The organism is Synechococcus sp. CCY9201 (genome assembly GCF_034931105.1).
Classification (GTDB): Bacteria; Cyanobacteriota; Cyanobacteriia; order PCC-6307; family Cyanobiaceae; genus CBW1002.
In genome coordinates this window covers 46694-63353 of the sequence record NZ_JAYGIC010000082.1, presented here as the reverse complement: position 1 = coordinate 63353, position 16660 = coordinate 46694, and the positions used below count along the sequence as shown (strand labels likewise).

Sequence of the window (16660 nt, the reverse complement as noted above, 5' to 3'; positions counted from 1 at the left end):
CGAGTCGATCAGGAGCGGCTGACGCGGCCGTAGCGCGTCACCAGGCCGAGGGCGCTGAGGCCATGGGCCGCGATGCTGAGCAGCACGGTGGACGCGGCTATCGAGGCGATCGTGCTGCCGTGGACGAGCGGACTGTCGAGCACCAGCAGGCCGAAGACGATGCTGGCCAGGCCGCGCGGACCGAACCAACCCACGAACAGGGTGGTCCAAAGTCCGATTCGCAGTCCAAAGGTCGCCAAAGCCACCGGCACCATCCACACCAGCGTCAGGCTGAACAGGCCATCTAGCAGGGTAGTGGCGGAAAGCTGAGGGAAGCTCAGGGCCACGACGGCCGAACCGAAGGCCACCCAGGTCAGGAGGGAGAGCACATCGGCGGTGGCTTCGGCGGCCACCAGTTCCTCCTGCTTGCGCTCCTGCGGCGTCAGGCCCCCGAAGGTGAGGCCACCACAGAAGCAGGCGATGAAACCGCTGCCTCCCAGCTGCTGGGCCAGGGCGAAACAACAGACCGGCAGGGCGATCGCCAGCACCGGCTGCCAGTCGCTGGTGATCCAGCGACGCCTGAGGCAGAGATCGCGGCACCGAGCGGCGAGAAAGGCCAGGCCGCAGCCCAGCACCAGCCCCAGTCCCACCTGCTCCAGAAACAGCCAACCCAACAGCAGCACCCCATCGCCGGCGCCACTGCCCTTCTGCGCCATGGCCAGAAGGGAAAGCAGCAACGGCACGCAGATCCCGTCGTTGAGACCGCTCTCGGCACTGAGGTCTTCCCGCACGGCAACGGGCACCGCCGGATTGGTCACCACCGGTTGGCCGAGGGCGGCATCGGTGGGGGCGAGAACGACCGACAGGATCGCCGCCTCAACCGGACTGAGCGCAGGCAGCAGCAGCTGAGCCACGCCCATGCCCAGCAGAATGGTCAGGGGCAGGCCAAGCGCCAGCAGACGGATCGGCAGGCGCCGGCTGTCGCGCAGCACCGGCAGATTGGCGGTCGCGGCATCGGTGAACAGGATCAACGCCAGCGTGAGTTCGGCGATGGTCCGCAGGTTCTCCGAGGTCACATTGATGCCCAGCCAGCCAAGGCCAGCCGGCCCCAGGATCAGACCGGTGAGCAGAAACACCACCGCTCCGGAGAGGGGGGTCTGTTTCAGCCGCCCAGCCACCAGGCCGTAGGCGAACACCAGGACGGCAAGGATCGCCCAGTCGAGATACGACGTGATCATCGCTACCGGATCAATCCAGGCAACCCGTGGGAGCCCCAGGAGCGACAGTCGCAGACCTGCGATGGTGGTTCAGTTGCATCCCTGCACAGAGATGCGATAACTGAAGCCGAGAGCGCCTGGATCATTACTGGCGCCTACCTTGAAATTCATCTGGCTGGCCTGCTTGCCAGGAACCGCTTGGAAGGGGCCGAACATGCGACCGGTACCGATTGGCGGGCTCATGGATTCATTGATTACCTGCAGGGAGGTGCCATCGCTGAACTTCATGAATCCTTCCACCGGATACTGTGCTTTCGGATCGGAGGAATTAGCCGTGAAGAAGAACTTGTAGCTGCTGAAGGGCTGATCCACGATGAAATCGGTGTTCCAGTTCGGCCGGGTGAACGGCATCACCTTGCCGCGGCCCACAGACTTGGACACGATCGGCGATGATCCGTCTCCACCGATCGGCTGCAGAAAGGTGCAGCGTTCCTGGGCCTCAGCACCGCCCATCAGACTCAGACCACCCAGGGCCAGGCCAACGGAGGACAACAACAGGGAACGGAGAACGCGTGCCATGGGCCTGGAGTAAAGGATCAAGAGCCAACGGCGAAATCGCCGTTGGTCAAGATTACCGGGGCCGGTGTCGCTGGCCCCGGATCTCTTGGCTCCCCGCCTGCCCTCCGATGACCAGCCAGCTGGATGACCATCTGACAAGACGGACAGCATCAGGACATCAGCTCAGACCAAGAAGCAGCTCAGGCCACGAAGCAGCTCAGACCGAACCGAAGGCCACCTGACAGGCCGCATTGATCAGCTCAGCCTCTTCGGCGCTGTTGGGGTTGCGTCCGTCCAGGGTGCCGCGATTGCAATCGGCAGTGAGCTGATAGGTCGCGTCATCGGCCGTGACCGCAAAGGTCACCGCAGAACTGCCGCTCGGCTGGACTGATCCATAGAGCAGCTGGTAATCGGTGTTGGGTACAACAATGTACGTGACATTGTTGCTCACTGCATTGTCCACAGCATTGTTAATGATTGACGCCGTGGCCAGGGCGCCGATCCCCCAGAGGGCCGCATTGGCACCCCACCAACCCCAGGACGACGTCCGGGAGACGCTATACCAACCTGTGTTCCAGGGTCTGGCATAGCCCCAGCCGGGACGAGCCCAGCCGGCGTGGATGTTCACATCGCGCACATTCACCCTGCGGTTCCAGTTGACATCGCGATGAACGTTGCGGTTGACGTTGCGGTTGACGTTGCGGTTCACATCCCGATTGACGTTCCGATTGAGATCCCGGCTCACATTGCGGTTCAGGTCCCGGTCCCGGTTGCCGCTCCGGTTGAGATCTCGGTTAACGCTGCGAGTATCGATGCTGCGGCTGCCAGTGCCGCGATTCCCAGTGCTGCTGCGGTTACCAATGTTGCTGGGGCGATTGAGGCTGGGGGAGCTCGGCGAGCTGGCCCGTTGACTCCAGCCACCGGAAGGCCTGCTGGAGCCTCGGTTGAGAGTGGTGCCGGAACCGCTGAAGCCCGTGCGGCGGGTTCCACCACCGCCGCCGCGAGATCCACTGCCGCCGCGAGAGCCACCACCGCCGCCGCGAGAACCACCGCCACCGCGGGAACCCCCGCCGCCGCCGCGGGCGATCAGCGCATCAGGGGACATTGTGGGCGATGCCGCCGTGGATGCGTGATCCAGGGGTTGGATAGCCAGCGCTGGGGCCAGGGGAGCGGCCATCCAGCCAGCCAGAAGCAGGGACAGGCCTGCAAGACGTGTCATTTCTTGTCCACCTCATGCTTGACCACATCGCAGCCATCGTCGTAGCAGGACACATTCACCCGGCCGGCCTGGTTGAAGTGCACAATCACCAGATCACGGCCATCCATGGAGTCTGGATTGTCCTCCCGAACACTGTTGAGATAGTTCGGATTCACCACGCACAGATCCCGGTTGTTGAAGCAGATCGTGTTGGTGGAGAAGCGTGCACCGGCATTCACCAGGGTCATCCAGCCACCACCAGGCTTCTGCAAGGCCATGGTCACCGGTTGATCGGTGACGCGGATGGTTGCCACGGTCTTGCCGATCGTGTGTCGATAGAGGGTGGCGTCGCCTTCGTCGATCGCCTCAACCGTGCAGGGCTGGGGAGCGCCGCCCTTGACGGAGCACATCGTATCGAGTTTGTAGAGAACTTCGGCGCGAACAGGCGTCGGGGACAGCAACAGAGCGGCCATGCCGGAGGCGATCAGGCCACCGGCCACGAGCCAGGAGTGTCGAGTGGGCATGAATGGAGCGAGCCTCAGCAAATTGCGGGGAATCGCTTTCATCGTGGCAACGGGGGACAGATCGTCCACAACAAACGGCCGAACCTGCCGGATTTGTGATCCCATCGATGCAGCAGAGCTGACTATCCCCCTGGCCAGCTCAGCGGGAGGTCCCGGTCATGCCGGCCAGAGGCTCTGGCCGGTCGGCCCGGGCGGTCGCGGCCCCGAGCAGATCGGCGGCCGTGGTCACCGCGCGGTAACTCAGGGCCACCGCCAGCAGCGGCGCCTCCGGCAGCAAGCCACCGAGGCGCAACAACAGCACCGCCTCAAACACCCCCAGACCACCCGGGGCGCCGGGCACCACCAGGCCCACCGTCCAGGCGAGGGCAAAGCCAGCCAGCCAGCCACTCCACTCCAGGGCGTTCTGCTGATCGAAGGCCAGCACGCAGCAGGCAAATCCGCCGAAGCGCATCAGCACAAACAAGAGCATGGCCCCAAAGGGGAGCCAGGGCACATGGGACGGCGGAGCTACGCCCAGGTCGGCTGATTCAGAGGCGTTCTGGAGAGAGGGATCGGCAAGGGCCAGTTGACGGGCCCGTTGCTGTTCGAGCCGCAGCAGCAGGGGCTTCAGCCAGCGGGGAACCAGCAGGAGCAGGGGTAGCAGCCAGGGCAGGCCACTCCACCAGCGACCCTGGAGCAGGGCTTCCGGCGCCACCAGGGCCAGGGCCGCGATGGCCCCCAGCAGGGGGTCCAGCAGCACTGCCAGCAGCGCCTGGCCAAGACTTGCCGGAGTCGCCAGCAACGGCGTGTCCCCACGGCGCAGGACCTGCACGCGACCGGCCAGATGCCAGATCCCTCCTGGCAGGTACTTGCGCAGGTTGGTACTCAGATACACGACCGTCGTTGCGGCCCAGCGGGGCCGCAGCCCCAGCCAGCGCAGGATCACATTCCAGGCCAGGCCATTCACCACCAGGCTGAGCAGGCTCACGCCCACCCCGAGGGTCAGCCACCACCAGCCCTGGCGATCGAGGCCGTAGCGCAGCAGCTGGCGGCCATGCCCCTGCAAGGCCGCCAACAGAAAGCCGAAGCTGAGCAGCGTCACCCAGAGCCGGGTTCCGCCGGGCAAAGGCGGCAGGGCCGGCAGCCTCCGGCTCCAGGCCTTCACCAGGGCAGCCAGAGACGCGAACCACTGCCGCGATCTGGGCAACAGGTTCGCAAGGGCGGGGGGCAACGACACGAGGAAGGGAGAAGGGGGAGCAAAGAAGCGGGCGCCATCGCGCCTGGTGCTCAACGTTGCGCTTCGGGTCCACTCTGGTCCAGACAGCAATCCACAACGGCGCGCACAACGGCCAGGGGAAGCCCGTGCTGCCGAGCCAGCCCTGCCAGGTCGTCGTATTCAGCCTTGCACCGCGCCAGGCCATCGGGCCGCAGGTGACGCTTGAACCGCACCGGACCGAGGGACGTGGAGAGCTCCTCGATGCCTCGGGGAAGCACCCAGCGCTGCTGCATCTGTTCCCGCAGGCCCAGGCTGGTGCTGTGCCGCCACCACACCTGCCGCAGGGCGGCCCGCTGTGGCTCGCTGACCAGCGCGGTGATCAGGCTGCCCAGCCGCCCCTTCTTCATGCCGATCGGCTGGCTGAACACCTCAAGGGCACCGGCCTGCCGCAGCTCCTCGGCCAGGAACGCCAGATCTTCGGCGGTGGCATCGTCAATCTGGGCCTGCTGCTGAACGATCGTCTCCAGGCGGGGCTGAGCTCCAGGCGCCTCAGGCTCCGGAGACGAATCGCCGGTGGGCGGTTCCACCGCACGGGCCAGACAGAGGCGCAAGAGGTTGGGGCGATCCAGGCTGCGGCTGCCCAGCCCCACGCCGATCCGCAGGGGCACGTGGCTCGGCGCCTGCCCGAAGCCATCGCTCCAGCAGGCCGCCAGAGCCAGCCCCGTGGGGGTGGTGAGTTCACCGGCCGGGAAACCCTCACTCGAGCCGAGCGGACAGCCACAGCGGCGTGCGATCTCCAGGACGGCCGGCGCTGGCAGCGGCAGCACACCATGGGCCGTCTGGACCGTGCCATGGCCCGCCGGCGGCACCGTGCACCGCAGCGACGTCACACCGAAATGGAGCAGCCCGGCGCAGACACCCACCACATCCACCAGGGCATCGAGGGCGCCCACCTCGTGGAAATGCACCTGCTCGGGGACATGGCCGTGCACGGTGGCCTCCGCGTCCGCCAGCAGGGTGAACACCGCCAGCACCCGCTGCCGCAGGGCCGGATCGAGAGGGCTGCTGCTGAGCTGCTGGCGCAGGCTGCCCCAGTGGCGATGAGGGGGGTGGGACTCGAGGGTCTCCACCTCCAGATGCAGACCCCGCAGACCGCCGCTGCGCCGCTCCTCAATCCGCAACCGATAGCGATCCGCCAGGCCGAGCTGCGCCAGGGGTGCATGGATGGCGGCCTCCGGCAGACCCAGGTCCAGCAGCGCAGCCAGCAACATGTTGCCCGCCAGGCCGGTGGGGCAATCCAGCAGTGCCAGGGCCATCAGGTCGGGGCGTTAGCGGTGCGACCCAGGCGCGGCGCAGCTTCCAGCAGGCGCTCAGCCGTGGCCTCCAGAGAGTCGCGCTGCTGACGCAGCGCCAGATCCACCTCCCGGCGGGCCCGCCTCAGCTCCCGCTGGGCCGTGTCCACATCGAAGCCGGAGATGCCCCAGAGGCGTCCGAGCAGGGCGCGGTCATCAGCGCCGCCACGCTCCTCGCCGTAAAGAAGAGCCTCAGCGGCCATGCCAGCCTGCAGCACCCGACTCCAGCGCCGCAGCTCCTCCGCCGGCAATTTGGCGTGCTCAGGAGGAGCGAACTCGGTACAGCCGGCGCTCTGCAGCCCTGCCTGCAGGCAGGCCAGACTACCCACCAGGACACGTTTGACCGGCATGGCCTCGGCTTCCGCCACCAGCAGGTGGCCGGCTTCATGGACGGCGATGCGCCGCAGGCGCGCCTGACCACCAGGCAGGGCCTCAGCCAGCAGGTGGCCGCCCCGGCCGCCATAGCGGGCGGCATCGAGGCTGAGGCTGCCCAGCCCCAAGGCCGCCAGAAGGGTGATCCACCAGGGTGAGACACTCAGAGCCGGCCCGACCAGGGCCAGCACACTCATCAGCAGCACCGCCAGTCCGGCCATGAGCGGCTGGGTCATGGTCGTCAGCGGCTGGGACGGCTGATGGCGGCACGGTGCAGGCCACCGGAGCTGCTCTCTCCAGGCGTTGGTACGACCGGGAGCATTGGGCCGCCGCGGCCTGTCTCGTTGCGTGCGGGCTCCTTGCGGGCAGCATCCTTACGGCCTCGTTCACCGCTGCCAGCTCCGCCACCACGACGCCCCTTGCCACCGCGGTTGCCACGCTGGTTCACCGGCCCGATCACCTCGATCTGCTCCACATGCAACTCCTGGCCACGCCGGCGCCCATCCAGGGACACGAAGTGCCGCAGATGCTGCAGGGGGACATCACCCTTGAGCTGGACCTTGAACGGGGTAGGGCGGCTGCCGTCCGGCTTGGGCAACACCCGAACCTTGACCACCAGATCGTTGGATTCGGGCTTGGTGAAGATCAGTTCACCGCGGATCGAGAAGTAGTCATCCCCCTCCGGCAGGCTGTCGGACAGAGGCTCATCAGCGGAGTGGGCCTCGCTGTCCAGGGTGCTCGGCTCCCACACCCCCACCAGTTGCAGGTGCAGGGTGCCTTCATCACGGGTGCGCGGGTAAACCACCCAGAGGTGGGGTTCGGCCAGATCGAGGTGGCGCCGCATCAGCGTCAGCAGCCGTCCGAGTACCACGGCCTCGAGTTCGCCACCATCATCGGTGAGCAGCCGGCCGCGGGTGAGCTGTTCAGGATCTTCCGGTTGGTAGACGCCCCGCACCACACCGATGGCCCGGTACTGCAAGGGCTCGGTGACCGGGGAAATGGGGTGTTGGCGCATCAGGGTTCGGGTGGGGGCCGGCCCGTGAGGGCCACCCGGTGCGGGTCAATGTAGCCAGCCAGTCCTGGCCCAGCCCGTTCCGGGCCAGGGCAGACTCGGAGTCGCTGCCACCAACGCGACGATGTCAAGCCGCAGCCAGGTTCTGCGCCCTAAAGGCCTGCTGGTGCTGCTGCTGGCCGTTCTGGCCGTGGCCGGAGGCTGGAGCATGGGGACGTGGCAGGCCAGGCGGCAGGGTGACGATCAGCCCCGCGATGCCTTGCTGCAGCAACTCAGCACCCTGGAGAATCGCCATGCCAAGGGGCAGTCCAGCGAAGCGGACCAGCAGCGGCTGCTGGAGCTGCTGGTCGCTCTGGATCGCCGGCCCGAGGCAATCGCCCTGCTCGAACCCATGGCCGATCGCCAGCCGGAGCGCTGGAGCCTGAGGCTGCTGCTGGCGGAACTGCGCCGCAACCAGAACGATCGGCCCGGCGCCGAGCGGGAGGTGCGTCAACTGCTGAACCTCAAGCCTGATCGAATCGAAGCCCTGCAGCTGATGACCCTGCTGCAGCTTGAGCAGGGTCAGGGCGATCAGGCCCAGGCCCAGCTGCAGGCCACCCTCGAACGCCTCAGCAAGCCCCAGGTGCGCCCCGAGGCGATGGGGGTGGGGCTGCTGCTGGCCGATCTGCTGCAGAAGCGAGGGAAGCCAGGCCAGGCCAGGGCCATCTATCTGCGGCTTGGAGCTGCCTTCCCCAGGGATGTGAGGCCCCTGCTGGCCCAGGCCCTGCTGCTGCAGGAAAAGGGTGAGACCAAGGGGGCCCAGGAGCTGCTCGCCCAGGCCCGACAGCTGCAGCCAGAGACGGTGGACCGGCGCCTCGACAAGGTTGCAGCCGCCTGGGGCCTGGCGCCCCTCAGGGGCTCGTCACCATCTGGCTCGCCCCAGAAGTCGGCGGACGCTGCTGAGCGTCAAAGTCCCTGAGGGCCTGATCCACCGCGTCTCCGGGCGGTGTGGCGTTGTCCATGGCCGTGCCCTTGCGGATCTTGTTCATCAGATCCAATGGGTTCGTGGTGTCGAGGATCGAATCGCCCCGGCCGCTGCCCGGGCCGTAATCGAGCAGATCCTTCTCCTGTCTGCTCATGCCGTAGGGCTGGTTCCAGCTCTGCTGCTGAGACTGGGCCAGGGCCGGGATGGACGGCGCCAGACTGAACAGCAGAGTGAGCAGGGCCAACCCGTTGCGGCAGACCGGAAGCCCAAGCCGGTTCAGGGAGGCCGGCGCAGCCGTGGTCCGATCTGGGAACGACCCGGCGATCCGTCGTGGGATCAGTTGGGTGCACATCGCCACGCTCCTCTCATGGCAGTTCATGTTAACGGCGATCTGCTAGTCCTCCGGTGGTCTTCGCTGTCGGCTCCCGATGCGCATCGCCACCTGGAACGTCAATTCGGTGCGCACCCGGCTGGACCAGGTGCTGGCCTGGCTGGAACAGGAGCGGCCTGAGGTGTTGTGCCTGCAGGAAACCAAGGTGGCCGACGATCTCTTCCCGCTGGCGGCCTTCGAAGAGCTTGGCTATGCCGTGGCGATCAGCGGGCAGAAGGCCTACAACGGCGTCGCCATCCTCAGCACCCTGCCGATCGAGGACGTTCAGGTGGGCTTCACCGCCCTGCTCCCCGACGATCCCGAAGCACGGGCACTGAGTGAGCAGAAGCGGATGATCAGCGCCTGGATCGATGGCGTGCGGATCCTCAACCTCTACGTCCCCAACGGCTCTGCGCTCAAGTCGGAGAAGTACCCCTACAAACTCGCCTGGCTCAGCTGCCTGCAGCGGTATCTGGACGTGCTGGCGCAGCAGGGGGAGCCCCTCTGCATTGTGGGCGACTTCAACATCGGACTGGAAGACCGCGACCTCCACGATCCGGGTCGCCTCACGGGCGGCATCATGGCCAGTGAGCCGGAACGCCAGGCCCTGCGCCGGGTGCTTGCCGAGAGGTTGGTGGATGCCTTTCGGCTGTTCGAACACGAGGCCGGCCACTGGAGCTGGTGGGACTACCGCAGCGGCGGCTGGGAGCGGGACCGGGGCTGGCGCATCGACCACATCTACCTGGACGAAGAGCTGCAAGCCCGCGCCACCGGTTGCGTGATCCACAAACAGCTTCGCGGGAACGTGCAACCCAGCGACCATGCACCCGTGGTGGTGAACCTCGCCTGGCCACCAGATGAGCAAGGGGATGACGACTCAGCTGCGGAATGACGGCTGATCTCAAGACCCTGCACTGCCGATCAGACCCTGAAGGGCTTGCTGCACGGCAGCCGTGAGTTCCTGCACGGCCTGGCGCCGGTCGCGGTGGTAGCTCTCCAGCCGCCCATCCAGGGACAAGGCGTCTCCCACCCTGACGGTCACACGCCGGGGCCCGAAGGAAGGCCGTCGAGGCAGAGGCTGGTCCTCAATCCAGGCGATCGCGTCTTCGAGGATCGTGACGACCTCCGCGAAGCGATCGAAGCAAGGCCGCTCCGCCACGTAGGCGCCACTGACACTGGCGAAGTACTCCACCAGGCGCATGTGCCCCATGCGGAGATCCGCTTCACGGGCTTCCCAGTCCGCCAGGCTGCGCTCCACCGGCAGGAGAGCGGTGAGATCGTCGCGGTAGATCCGCTCCCAGCCGGCCTGCTCGATCCGGCGACACCGTTCCTGCAGGGTGCCTCGAGGTGGCAGGCCGAACAGTGATTCGGCCACCGCCAGGGCCCGCTGACGCAGGGCCTCGATCCTCTCGGCCAGATGATCGGCCGGGGAGGAGGCGGGATCGCTGCCTTGCAACGATGCCGGCGGGACTGCCGGCAGATCATGGCGGCGGGCGTAGAGGCCTTCAAGCACCGCCAGCAACCGTTCCCCCAACCTCTGCAGGCGGTCGTAGCGAACCTCCGCATCCCCACTGCCGGACCCATCCGGCTCCAGCCCCAGATGCTGCATCAGCCGAGCCAGGCGCCGATCCAGAGACTCCCAGTTGGCCTCGACCCAGTGGTAGGCAATGGCCACGGGCACGATCTGCACCGCTTCGGACCGATGCCTGGCCGCCAGATCTCCAGCACACCAGAAGGCCAGCTGGGCCAGACCCGATTCCAGGGGCGCCATCTGGCCGGAGAGGTTGTTGTTGGCCCCCTCGGGAGCGACGGCGAGCGGGTGCGGCCCATCCAGCAGCACCGCCCTGGCTGCAGCCAGGGCAGGGCGATCGACCCGCCCCCGCCGGATCGGGATTCCTCCCAGAAGAGACAACAGCCAGCCCACCCCGGCACCCGCCCAGAGCGGAATGCCGCGGTCGTAGAGGAACTGGCTGTGCACAGGGGCCTGCAGCGACAGCCCCAGTCGCCGGGCGGCTGCCGGAACCGCCTGCCACAGCAGGTGGGCCATCACCAGGGGATCGGTGGTGCTGGGATGGCGAAAGCCGATCAACAGGCGGCAGCGACCGTTCTGCTGGGCCTCGATCAGGTGGGCCAGCGCCTCCACACCCTCGATGCGGCAATGCTGCAGACCACGACCGCGCAGCAGCAGCGGTAGCAGCAGCCCCAGGGCACGACGCAAGCGGGGGCTCTGACGCGGCGGCAGAAACCGAAGGGGCGGCTGAGCCGCCCGGATCGAGGAGCGGGGCATGGCGGAGACCGCGGCTGAACGCCAGCCTCGGGCAGGATTGGGTCCTGCACCGTGCTGGTGGCTCATGGATCCAGCCATAAGGTGCAGAGCACTTCAGCCACCTCCTCTGATTTCCCCCTTCCCCCTCTCCGAAGACGCGACGACGCCAAGGCTCCACAAGGCCCCCACCGGGATCGACGGTGTTGATGCCATCACCCGGGGCGGCCTGCCGCGGGGTCGTCCCACCCTGGTGACCGGAGGGGCCGGATCCGGCAAGACCCTCTTCGCCATGGAGTTCCTGGTGAAGGGTGCACGCGACTACGGCGAAGCAGGCGTGATGCTCAGCTTTGAGGAATCGCGTCAGAACATCCTCGAGAACATGGCCTCGCTGGGATTCGGCCTGCCTGCTCTGATTGAGGCCGGCCAGATCCTGATCGAACCCTGCCTGATCCAACCCTCGGAGATGGTGCAAGCCGGGAGCTTCGATCTCGACGGCCTCTTCCTGAGGCTGGAGCGGGCCGTGGAGCGGATCGGGGCTCAGCGGGTAGCGATTGACACGATCGAACTGCTGCTGGGGGCGTTCGGCGATGATTTCACCGTGCGCAGTGAGCTCGACCGATTGTTCAGTTGGCTCAAGGAGCGTCAGCTCACCACGGTGCTCACCGGGGAGCGGGGCCGGGGCGATTCCCTGACCCGCTTTGGCCTGGAAGAGTATGTGTCCGATTGCGTGGTGGTGCTGGATCACCGTGTCGCGAATCAGATCTCCACCCGCCGTTTGCGCGTAATGAAATATCGGGGCTCGGAACATGGCACGAACGAATACCCATTCCTGATCACGGAACGTGGCTTTCTTGTGCTGCCGATCACCTCCCTGGGACTGGAATATGAGGCCAGCAATGAGCTGGTTTCCAGCGGTGTAGCGCGCCTCGATCACATGCTGGGCGGAGGTATTTACCGTGGCAGCACCGTGCTGATCAGCGGCAGTGCCGGCACCGGCAAGACCACCCTGGCGAATTATTTCCTTGATGCCGCCTGCCGGCGTGGCGAGCGGGCGCTGTTGATGTCGTTTGAGGAATCCCCTGCACAGCTGATCCGCAACATGCGCTCAGTCGGGGTCGATCTACATCCGTGGATCACCGCGGGCCTGCTCAGAATTGCCTGCCATCGTCCCACCAGTTTCGGCCTTGAAGAGCATCTCGGTCGATTGGAGCAGCAACTGGTGGATCACCAGCCCACTGTGGCCGTGATCGATGCCATGGCCAGTGTTGCCCATGTGGGCGCCAACGATGAGGTGGCCGCCATGGTGACCCGGGAGATCGACCTGCTCAAGAGCCGCCAGATCACCTTCATGTTCACCACCCTGATCCAACCCGGTATGGAGGCCTCGAGTGCCATCGGGGTCTCCTCCCTTACCGATACCTGGCTGGAACTGCGCAACGTGGAGCACGATGGCGAACGCAACCGGCTGCTCTATGTGATCAAGAGCCGGGGCATGGCCCACTCCAATCAGGTGCGGGAGTTCCTGCTCACCGATCAGGGCCCGGAGCTGCTGGATGTGGAGGTGGGACCCCTGGGGGTGATCACCGGCTCAGGCCGCCAGATTGAGCAGGCGCGCCGCGCCGCAACCATCGCCAGCCGCGACGCTGATATCGAGCGACGCCGACGAACCCTGTCCAGCCGTCGGGCAGCGGTGGAGGCCCAGATCCTCGCCCTGCAGACAGAGATTGAATCGGAGACAGCTGATTTTGAAGCCGAACTGCGAGATGAGCAGCAACGGGAGAGTGCTTTGCAAGCCAACAATGCTTCGGTGGTGCAGAAGCGGGAGGAGAGGGCATGACAGAGACAGTGCAACGTCATTGGCAACTGACCCTGTATGTGAAGCGAGGTTCACTCCGCTCGAGCCAGGCGATCACCACGATCCGACGCATCTGCACAACAGACCTCGCCGGCCGCGTGGAGCTCAGGGTCGTGGATATCGAGCTTCACCCAGAAGCACTCGAGCAGGATCACATCCTGGCGATTCCCACCCTCGTGAAACGCCTGCCAAAGCCACTGCGCCGGATCGTCGGTGATCTCACCAAGGAAGATGTGGTGCGGGCCGCACTCGACATCACACCCATCGAGAACTTGCTGAGCGAAGAAGACGACTTCCTGAACCAGGCGATCGAATGAGTTCAGGCTCAGATCAGTTCCGGATGCAGCGGATCCCCCTTGAAGGGTCCGATCAGATCCGGTGTGATCCAGCCGCCATAGAAGCCGCCGGGCTGGGGTTGCACGAGCTGACCCTCCACCCAGCACCCATCCATGAGAGCGGGATAGAGGGCGAACCAGCCAGCCAAGGCAGCAAACGCTGCCGTGGGGTTGGCGTAGCACCAGACTGCCCGCTCGAGCCGCGCATCAGAAGCCACCAGATCGAAATAGCGAGCCACCCCCTTCCATTCACAGAAGCTGGAGCCAGGGGCAGGCTGCAGCATCGCGTGATTGACGGCCTCGGGGGGCAGGTAATAGGTGGGTGGATGGAAGGTCTCAAGCACCCGCAGGCTGAGGTGCGTCTCAGCCAGCACCATGCCCAGAGCCTCCACGCGGATGTGCCGCTGACATGGCTCTAGCCGAGGTGGACGAGGGTAGGCGTCAACCCGCTCCATCCAGGCTCACTCAGGTCACGATCAGGGCGATGCCGAGCACGGAAACCATCACGGCAATGGCTCCGACTGCCCAATAGGCATGCATCTGGGCATCGGCGCCGGTTTCGCCGGCCACCATGGCCACCTCATCGGCGTAGAGGTTGTCATGGTTTTCCATGTCATGGGTGTGCATGGCGTTCCCCGTGCGGATATCTGGAACCTAATCAGCCGATTCCGGGTTGTCCACGGACCGCCACATCCCCAGCCAGTACCCGGAAAAGGCGCGCTGTTGGATCCAGGCCAGGTTGCATCCGAGAGAGAAAGAAAAACCACAACGCGTTGGTTTTCCACAAAACGCAGCAGCTTTCCCCAGAAAACGGACTGTTTTCCACAGTTCAGACCGAACATGGGTTGGCTGATCGACTGGCTAGCGCAGGGCCTGTGGAAAACATGAGCCACCGCAACAGTGCACAGAGCAACACCCCCGACCCTCAGCTGTCGGCCATCACTCCGATCGCCTGGCGCAGCGAAACGAGACCGAACGCCAGAAACAGGCCCCCGCTGAGCCGATAGAGCAGTCGCTCCTGAATGCGCTGGCCGATCCACTTGCCGGCCAGGATCGCCAGGGCCGTGACAAGGGCATGGCCCAGCAGAGTGCCGGCCACCAGGCCCACCAAGGTGAAGGCCGGAGCTGCGGCCAGCAGGATGGTGGCAATCTGGGTCCGATCTCCGAGTTCGGCCAGAAACACCAGGCTGAAGGCTTCCCAGATCACACCTCCGGGCTTATCGGCCTCCCCTCGCCCCTCCGCCTGCTGCACGAGAGCGGCCGCTTCCTCCTCCTCGTCCGATCCGTCATCTGCCGGCAGGCGTTGCGCATCCAGCAGGAGCTTGGCGCCGAAGCCCAGAAAGAGCAGGGCAGCCAACCAGGGCATCAACGCAGCCGGCAGCAGTTCGCGCAAGCCGTAGCCCACGCCTAGCGACAGAAGCGTCACAGCACTGAGCGCGGCAAAAGCACCGAGGAACACAGTGCGACCGCTGTGACGCGCCGCCAGCAGCAGGGCGACAAAAAAGGTCTTATCCCCGACTTCTGCCAGGGTGATCGCCGTCAACCCCGATCCAAAAGCCGCCAGGCCGGGATCGCTGAAGAAAGGGGTGCTCATGGCGCCATCTTCCCCCATGGCAATCGATAGGATCGGCTCATGCAAACCCCCGATTCCCCTTCCATCCCGGAGCCTCGTCGTCAGTCCCTGGTGGATTCGTTGCGGCAGCGTTATCAGGCGGCCCTGCAGCATGGCGATGACGCCACCCGGCAGGATCTGTTCCGCGAAGCGGCCTATCTTGGAATTCTGCCGGAACACTTCCAGGACCCCAGCCCTTCCTAGGATTTATCTGGTCAAACCCGTCGCTGACCTGCTGCCTCCAGACTGCGATGGAACTCACGTCGCAGACACCGCTGCGGGCGCTGCGGCGTCCAGTTGTCGCAGGCTGCGAGCCAGCTCTTCGCGCAGCTCCAGGAAGCGCGGCGTGACGCGCAGATGGGCGAGATCCCTGCGGTCCAGATCAGCCTCCACCGTCTGAACAAGCCGTCCGGGTCGGGGCGCCATGATGTGAACCCGCTGGGCCAGCAGCAGGGCCTCTTCCAGATCGTGAGTGATCAGGAGAGCCGTCAGGCCGGTGCGCCGCCAGAGATCGTGCAGGAACTCCTGCATCGACTCACGAATCTGCAGGTCCAGGGCACCGAACGGTTCATCCAGCAAGAGCACCTTGGGGTCTGCCGCCAGGGCCCTGGCAATAGCAACACGCTGCTGCATGCCCCCCGAAAGTTCGCGCGGCAGCCTGCGGGCCGCATCGGCCAGTCCCACCACCTCCAGAAAATATGCGGTGCGCTCCTTGACTTCCGAGGCCGGCAGCCCCTGTAACCGCATGCCGAAAGCCACATTGGCAGCGGCACTCATCCAGGGATAGAGGCTGTACTTCTGGAACACCATGCCGCGGTCGTGACCGGGCCCCCGCACCGGCTGCCCATCCACAAGAATCCTGCCGGTGCTGGCAGGCTCGAGACCTGCCACCAGCCGCATCATGGTGGATTTTCCTGAGCCTGAGCTGCCCACCAGGGCCACGAATTCACCGGAATGAAGATCAAAAGAGATGTTGTCCAGCACAAGCTTGGCGGCTGATCCGTGACCGAACCACTTGCTGACGCCGCAGACCGAGAGATGCATGGGGAAAGAGACGATGCAGCGAAAGGTTCAGTTCGCCCAGGCACAGGAGCGTTTCATGACAAAGCGAAAGCCGAGATCGATTGCAAGACCGATCAGGCCGATGACAATGAGACCAACGAAGATCTCATCCGTTCGCAGAAAGCGCTGGGCCAGGCTAATGCGTTTTCCAAGGCCTTCGTTCGCCGCAACCAATTCGGCCACGATCACGAGGTTCCAGGCTGCCGCCATATTGATGCGATAAGCATCGAGAACCTGAGGTGCAATGCAGGGCGTCACCACCTTCAGAAGGATCTGACTGGATCTTCCCCCCAGGGTGCGCGCCGTTTCAATTAGCTCGATTGGAACGAACTTCACAGCATCCATGATCATCAGGGTATTGAAGAACAGGGTGCCAATAAAGATCAACAGGATTTTGGGTAACTCACCCAGGCCGAAGTAGATAATCAGCAACGGAATGAAGGCCGGCGCCGGCATGTATCGGATCAGTCCCAGCAATGGCTCCAGCAACTGGCAGATCACCCGGCTGCTGCCCATGGCGATCCCCAGGGGCAGGGCCACGATTGCCGAAAGTGCAAATCCGCCGATCACCCGCCCAATACTGGCCATGGCATCGTTGAACAGGATGCCCTCGCGAGCCTGAGCGGAACCGGCCGCCCACACCGCAGCAGGGCTTGGCAGAAACAAGGGATCCACCACGCCGCTGGAAGCGATCAGATACCAAGCCAGCAGAACCACCAGGAGACCGGAGACTCCGAGAAGCCAGGGTTGATCAAGGGCCCGTTGGATGCGGCGCAGTGGGGTGCTCAT

General features: G+C 65.3%; 19 protein-coding genes and 1 pseudogene. 5 read left to right on the top strand and 15 right to left on the bottom strand.

Going from position 1 to position 16660, the window contains the following annotated elements; genetic code table 11:
* Positions 1 to 8: 8 nt before the first annotated feature.
* The 8 genes and pseudogenes from VB716_RS08205 to VB716_RS08170 form a co-directional block, all read right to left on the bottom strand.
* The gene (locus VB716_RS08205; RefSeq protein ID WP_323270204.1) at positions 9 to 1217 is read right to left on the bottom strand and encodes a cation:proton antiporter; all 1209 of its coding nucleotides are present in this window, start codon (positions 1215 to 1217) and stop codon (positions 9 to 11) included.
* A 69-nt stretch (positions 1218 to 1286) separates the two neighbouring features.
* Complete coding sequence (locus VB716_RS08200; protein ID WP_197156318.1) at positions 1287 to 1775, bottom strand: hypothetical protein; 489 nt, start codon at positions 1773 to 1775, stop codon at positions 1287 to 1289.
* 196 nt (positions 1776 to 1971) lie between these two features.
* On the bottom strand, positions 1972 to 2859 hold the full coding sequence (locus VB716_RS08195) for a hypothetical protein (protein ID WP_197170447.1): 888 nt from the start codon (positions 2857 to 2859) through the stop codon (positions 1972 to 1974).
* Between the two features lie 110 nt (positions 2860 to 2969).
* The gene (locus tag VB716_RS08190; protein ID WP_197156320.1) at positions 2970 to 3476 is read right to left on the bottom strand and encodes a hypothetical protein; all 507 of its coding nucleotides are present in this window, start codon (positions 3474 to 3476) and stop codon (positions 2970 to 2972) included.
* A 139-nt stretch (positions 3477 to 3615) separates the two neighbouring features.
* Positions 3616 to 4692 (bottom strand): lysylphosphatidylglycerol synthase domain-containing protein, encoded by a 1077-nt coding sequence (locus tag VB716_RS08185; protein WP_323270203.1) that lies wholly within the window; start codon positions 4690 to 4692, stop codon positions 3616 to 3618.
* Positions 4693 to 4742: 50 nt separating this feature from the next.
* Positions 4743 to 5987 carry a nickel pincer cofactor biosynthesis protein LarC gene (gene larC, locus VB716_RS08180; RefSeq protein ID WP_323270202.1) on the bottom strand — a complete coding sequence of 415 codons (1245 nt, stop codon included), beginning with the start codon at positions 5985 to 5987 and terminating at the stop codon, positions 4743 to 4745.
* A complete protein-coding gene (locus tag VB716_RS08175; protein WP_197156323.1) occupies positions 5987 to 6631 on the bottom strand; it encodes a hypothetical protein in 645 nt (214 codons plus the stop codon). The genes larC and VB716_RS08175 overlap by 1 nt, the downstream gene beginning before the upstream one ends.
* Positions 6632 to 6786: 155 nt before the next feature.
* Positions 6787 to 7410 (bottom strand): annotated as a pseudogene (locus VB716_RS08170) (hypothetical protein); the annotation flags it as partial.
* A 121-nt stretch (positions 7411 to 7531) separates the two neighbouring features.
* Between VB716_RS08170 and VB716_RS08165 the strand changes: the two are divergent.
* Positions 7532 to 8365: a tetratricopeptide repeat protein gene (locus VB716_RS08165; protein WP_322758603.1), complete on the top strand. Its 834-nt coding sequence runs from the start codon at positions 7532 to 7534 to the stop codon at positions 8363 to 8365.
* Here VB716_RS08165 and VB716_RS08160 read toward each other — a convergent pair.
* Positions 8298 to 8615: a hypothetical protein gene (locus VB716_RS08160; protein WP_197156327.1), complete on the bottom strand. Its 318-nt coding sequence runs from the start codon at positions 8613 to 8615 to the stop codon at positions 8298 to 8300. The two genes, VB716_RS08165 and VB716_RS08160, sit on opposite strands and share 68 nt — an antisense overlap.
* A gap of 184 nt (positions 8616 to 8799) precedes the next feature.
* Between VB716_RS08160 and xth the strand changes: the two genes are divergently transcribed.
* Positions 8800 to 9633, top strand: coding sequence for an exodeoxyribonuclease III (gene xth, locus VB716_RS08155; RefSeq protein WP_197156329.1), 834 nt, complete (start codon positions 8800 to 8802; stop codon positions 9631 to 9633).
* Positions 9634 to 9642: 9 nt separating this feature from the next.
* Here xth and VB716_RS08150 read toward each other — a convergent pair whose 3' ends face one another.
* Positions 9643 to 11028, bottom strand: a complete 1386-nt coding sequence (locus tag VB716_RS08150) for a 1-acyl-sn-glycerol-3-phosphate acyltransferase (RefSeq protein WP_322758602.1) — start codon at positions 11026 to 11028, stop codon at positions 9643 to 9645.
* 64 nt (positions 11029 to 11092) lie between these two features.
* Between VB716_RS08150 and kaiC the strand changes: the two genes are divergently transcribed.
* Positions 11093 to 12844 carry a circadian clock protein KaiC gene (gene kaiC, locus VB716_RS08145; protein WP_322758601.1) on the top strand — a complete coding sequence of 584 codons (1752 nt, stop codon included), beginning with the start codon at positions 11093 to 11095 and terminating at the stop codon, positions 12842 to 12844.
* Positions 12841 to 13179 (top strand): circadian clock KaiB family protein, encoded by a 339-nt coding sequence (locus VB716_RS08140; protein WP_197156335.1) that lies wholly within the window; start codon positions 12841 to 12843, stop codon positions 13177 to 13179. Before kaiC ends, VB716_RS08140 begins: the two co-directional genes overlap by 4 nt.
* Positions 13180 to 13187: 8 nt before the next feature.
* Here the strand turns inward: VB716_RS08140 and VB716_RS08135 are convergent, their stop codons facing one another.
* The 3 genes from VB716_RS08135 to VB716_RS08125 form a co-directional block, all read right to left on the bottom strand.
* On the bottom strand, positions 13188 to 13652 hold the full coding sequence (locus VB716_RS08135) for a DUF427 domain-containing protein (RefSeq protein ID WP_197156337.1): 465 nt from the start codon (positions 13650 to 13652) through the stop codon (positions 13188 to 13190).
* Positions 13653 to 13662: 10 nt separating this feature from the next.
* On the bottom strand, positions 13663 to 13824 hold the full coding sequence (locus tag VB716_RS08130) for a hypothetical protein (protein WP_197156339.1): 162 nt from the start codon (positions 13822 to 13824) through the stop codon (positions 13663 to 13665).
* Between the two features lie 298 nt (positions 13825 to 14122).
* Positions 14123 to 14791, bottom strand: a complete 669-nt coding sequence (locus VB716_RS08125; protein WP_197156341.1) for a TMEM165/GDT1 family protein — start codon at positions 14789 to 14791, stop codon at positions 14123 to 14125.
* Positions 14792 to 14830: 39 nt separating this feature from the next.
* Here VB716_RS08125 and VB716_RS08120 point away from each other — a divergent pair, with 39 nt between their 5' ends.
* Positions 14831 to 15013, top strand: coding sequence for a hypothetical protein (locus VB716_RS08120; RefSeq protein WP_197156343.1), 183 nt, complete (start codon positions 14831 to 14833; stop codon positions 15011 to 15013).
* A gap of 54 nt (positions 15014 to 15067) precedes the next feature.
* On the opposite strand, the gene VB716_RS08115 is transcribed toward VB716_RS08120, so the two are convergent.
* Both VB716_RS08115 and VB716_RS08110 read right to left on the bottom strand, forming a co-directional pair.
* Positions 15068 to 15853, bottom strand: coding sequence for an ABC transporter ATP-binding protein (locus VB716_RS08115; RefSeq protein WP_323270201.1), 786 nt, complete (start codon positions 15851 to 15853; stop codon positions 15068 to 15070).
* Between the two features lie 27 nt (positions 15854 to 15880).
* Complete coding sequence (locus VB716_RS08110) at positions 15881 to 16660, bottom strand: ABC transporter permease (protein WP_197156346.1); 780 nt, start codon at positions 16658 to 16660, stop codon at positions 15881 to 15883.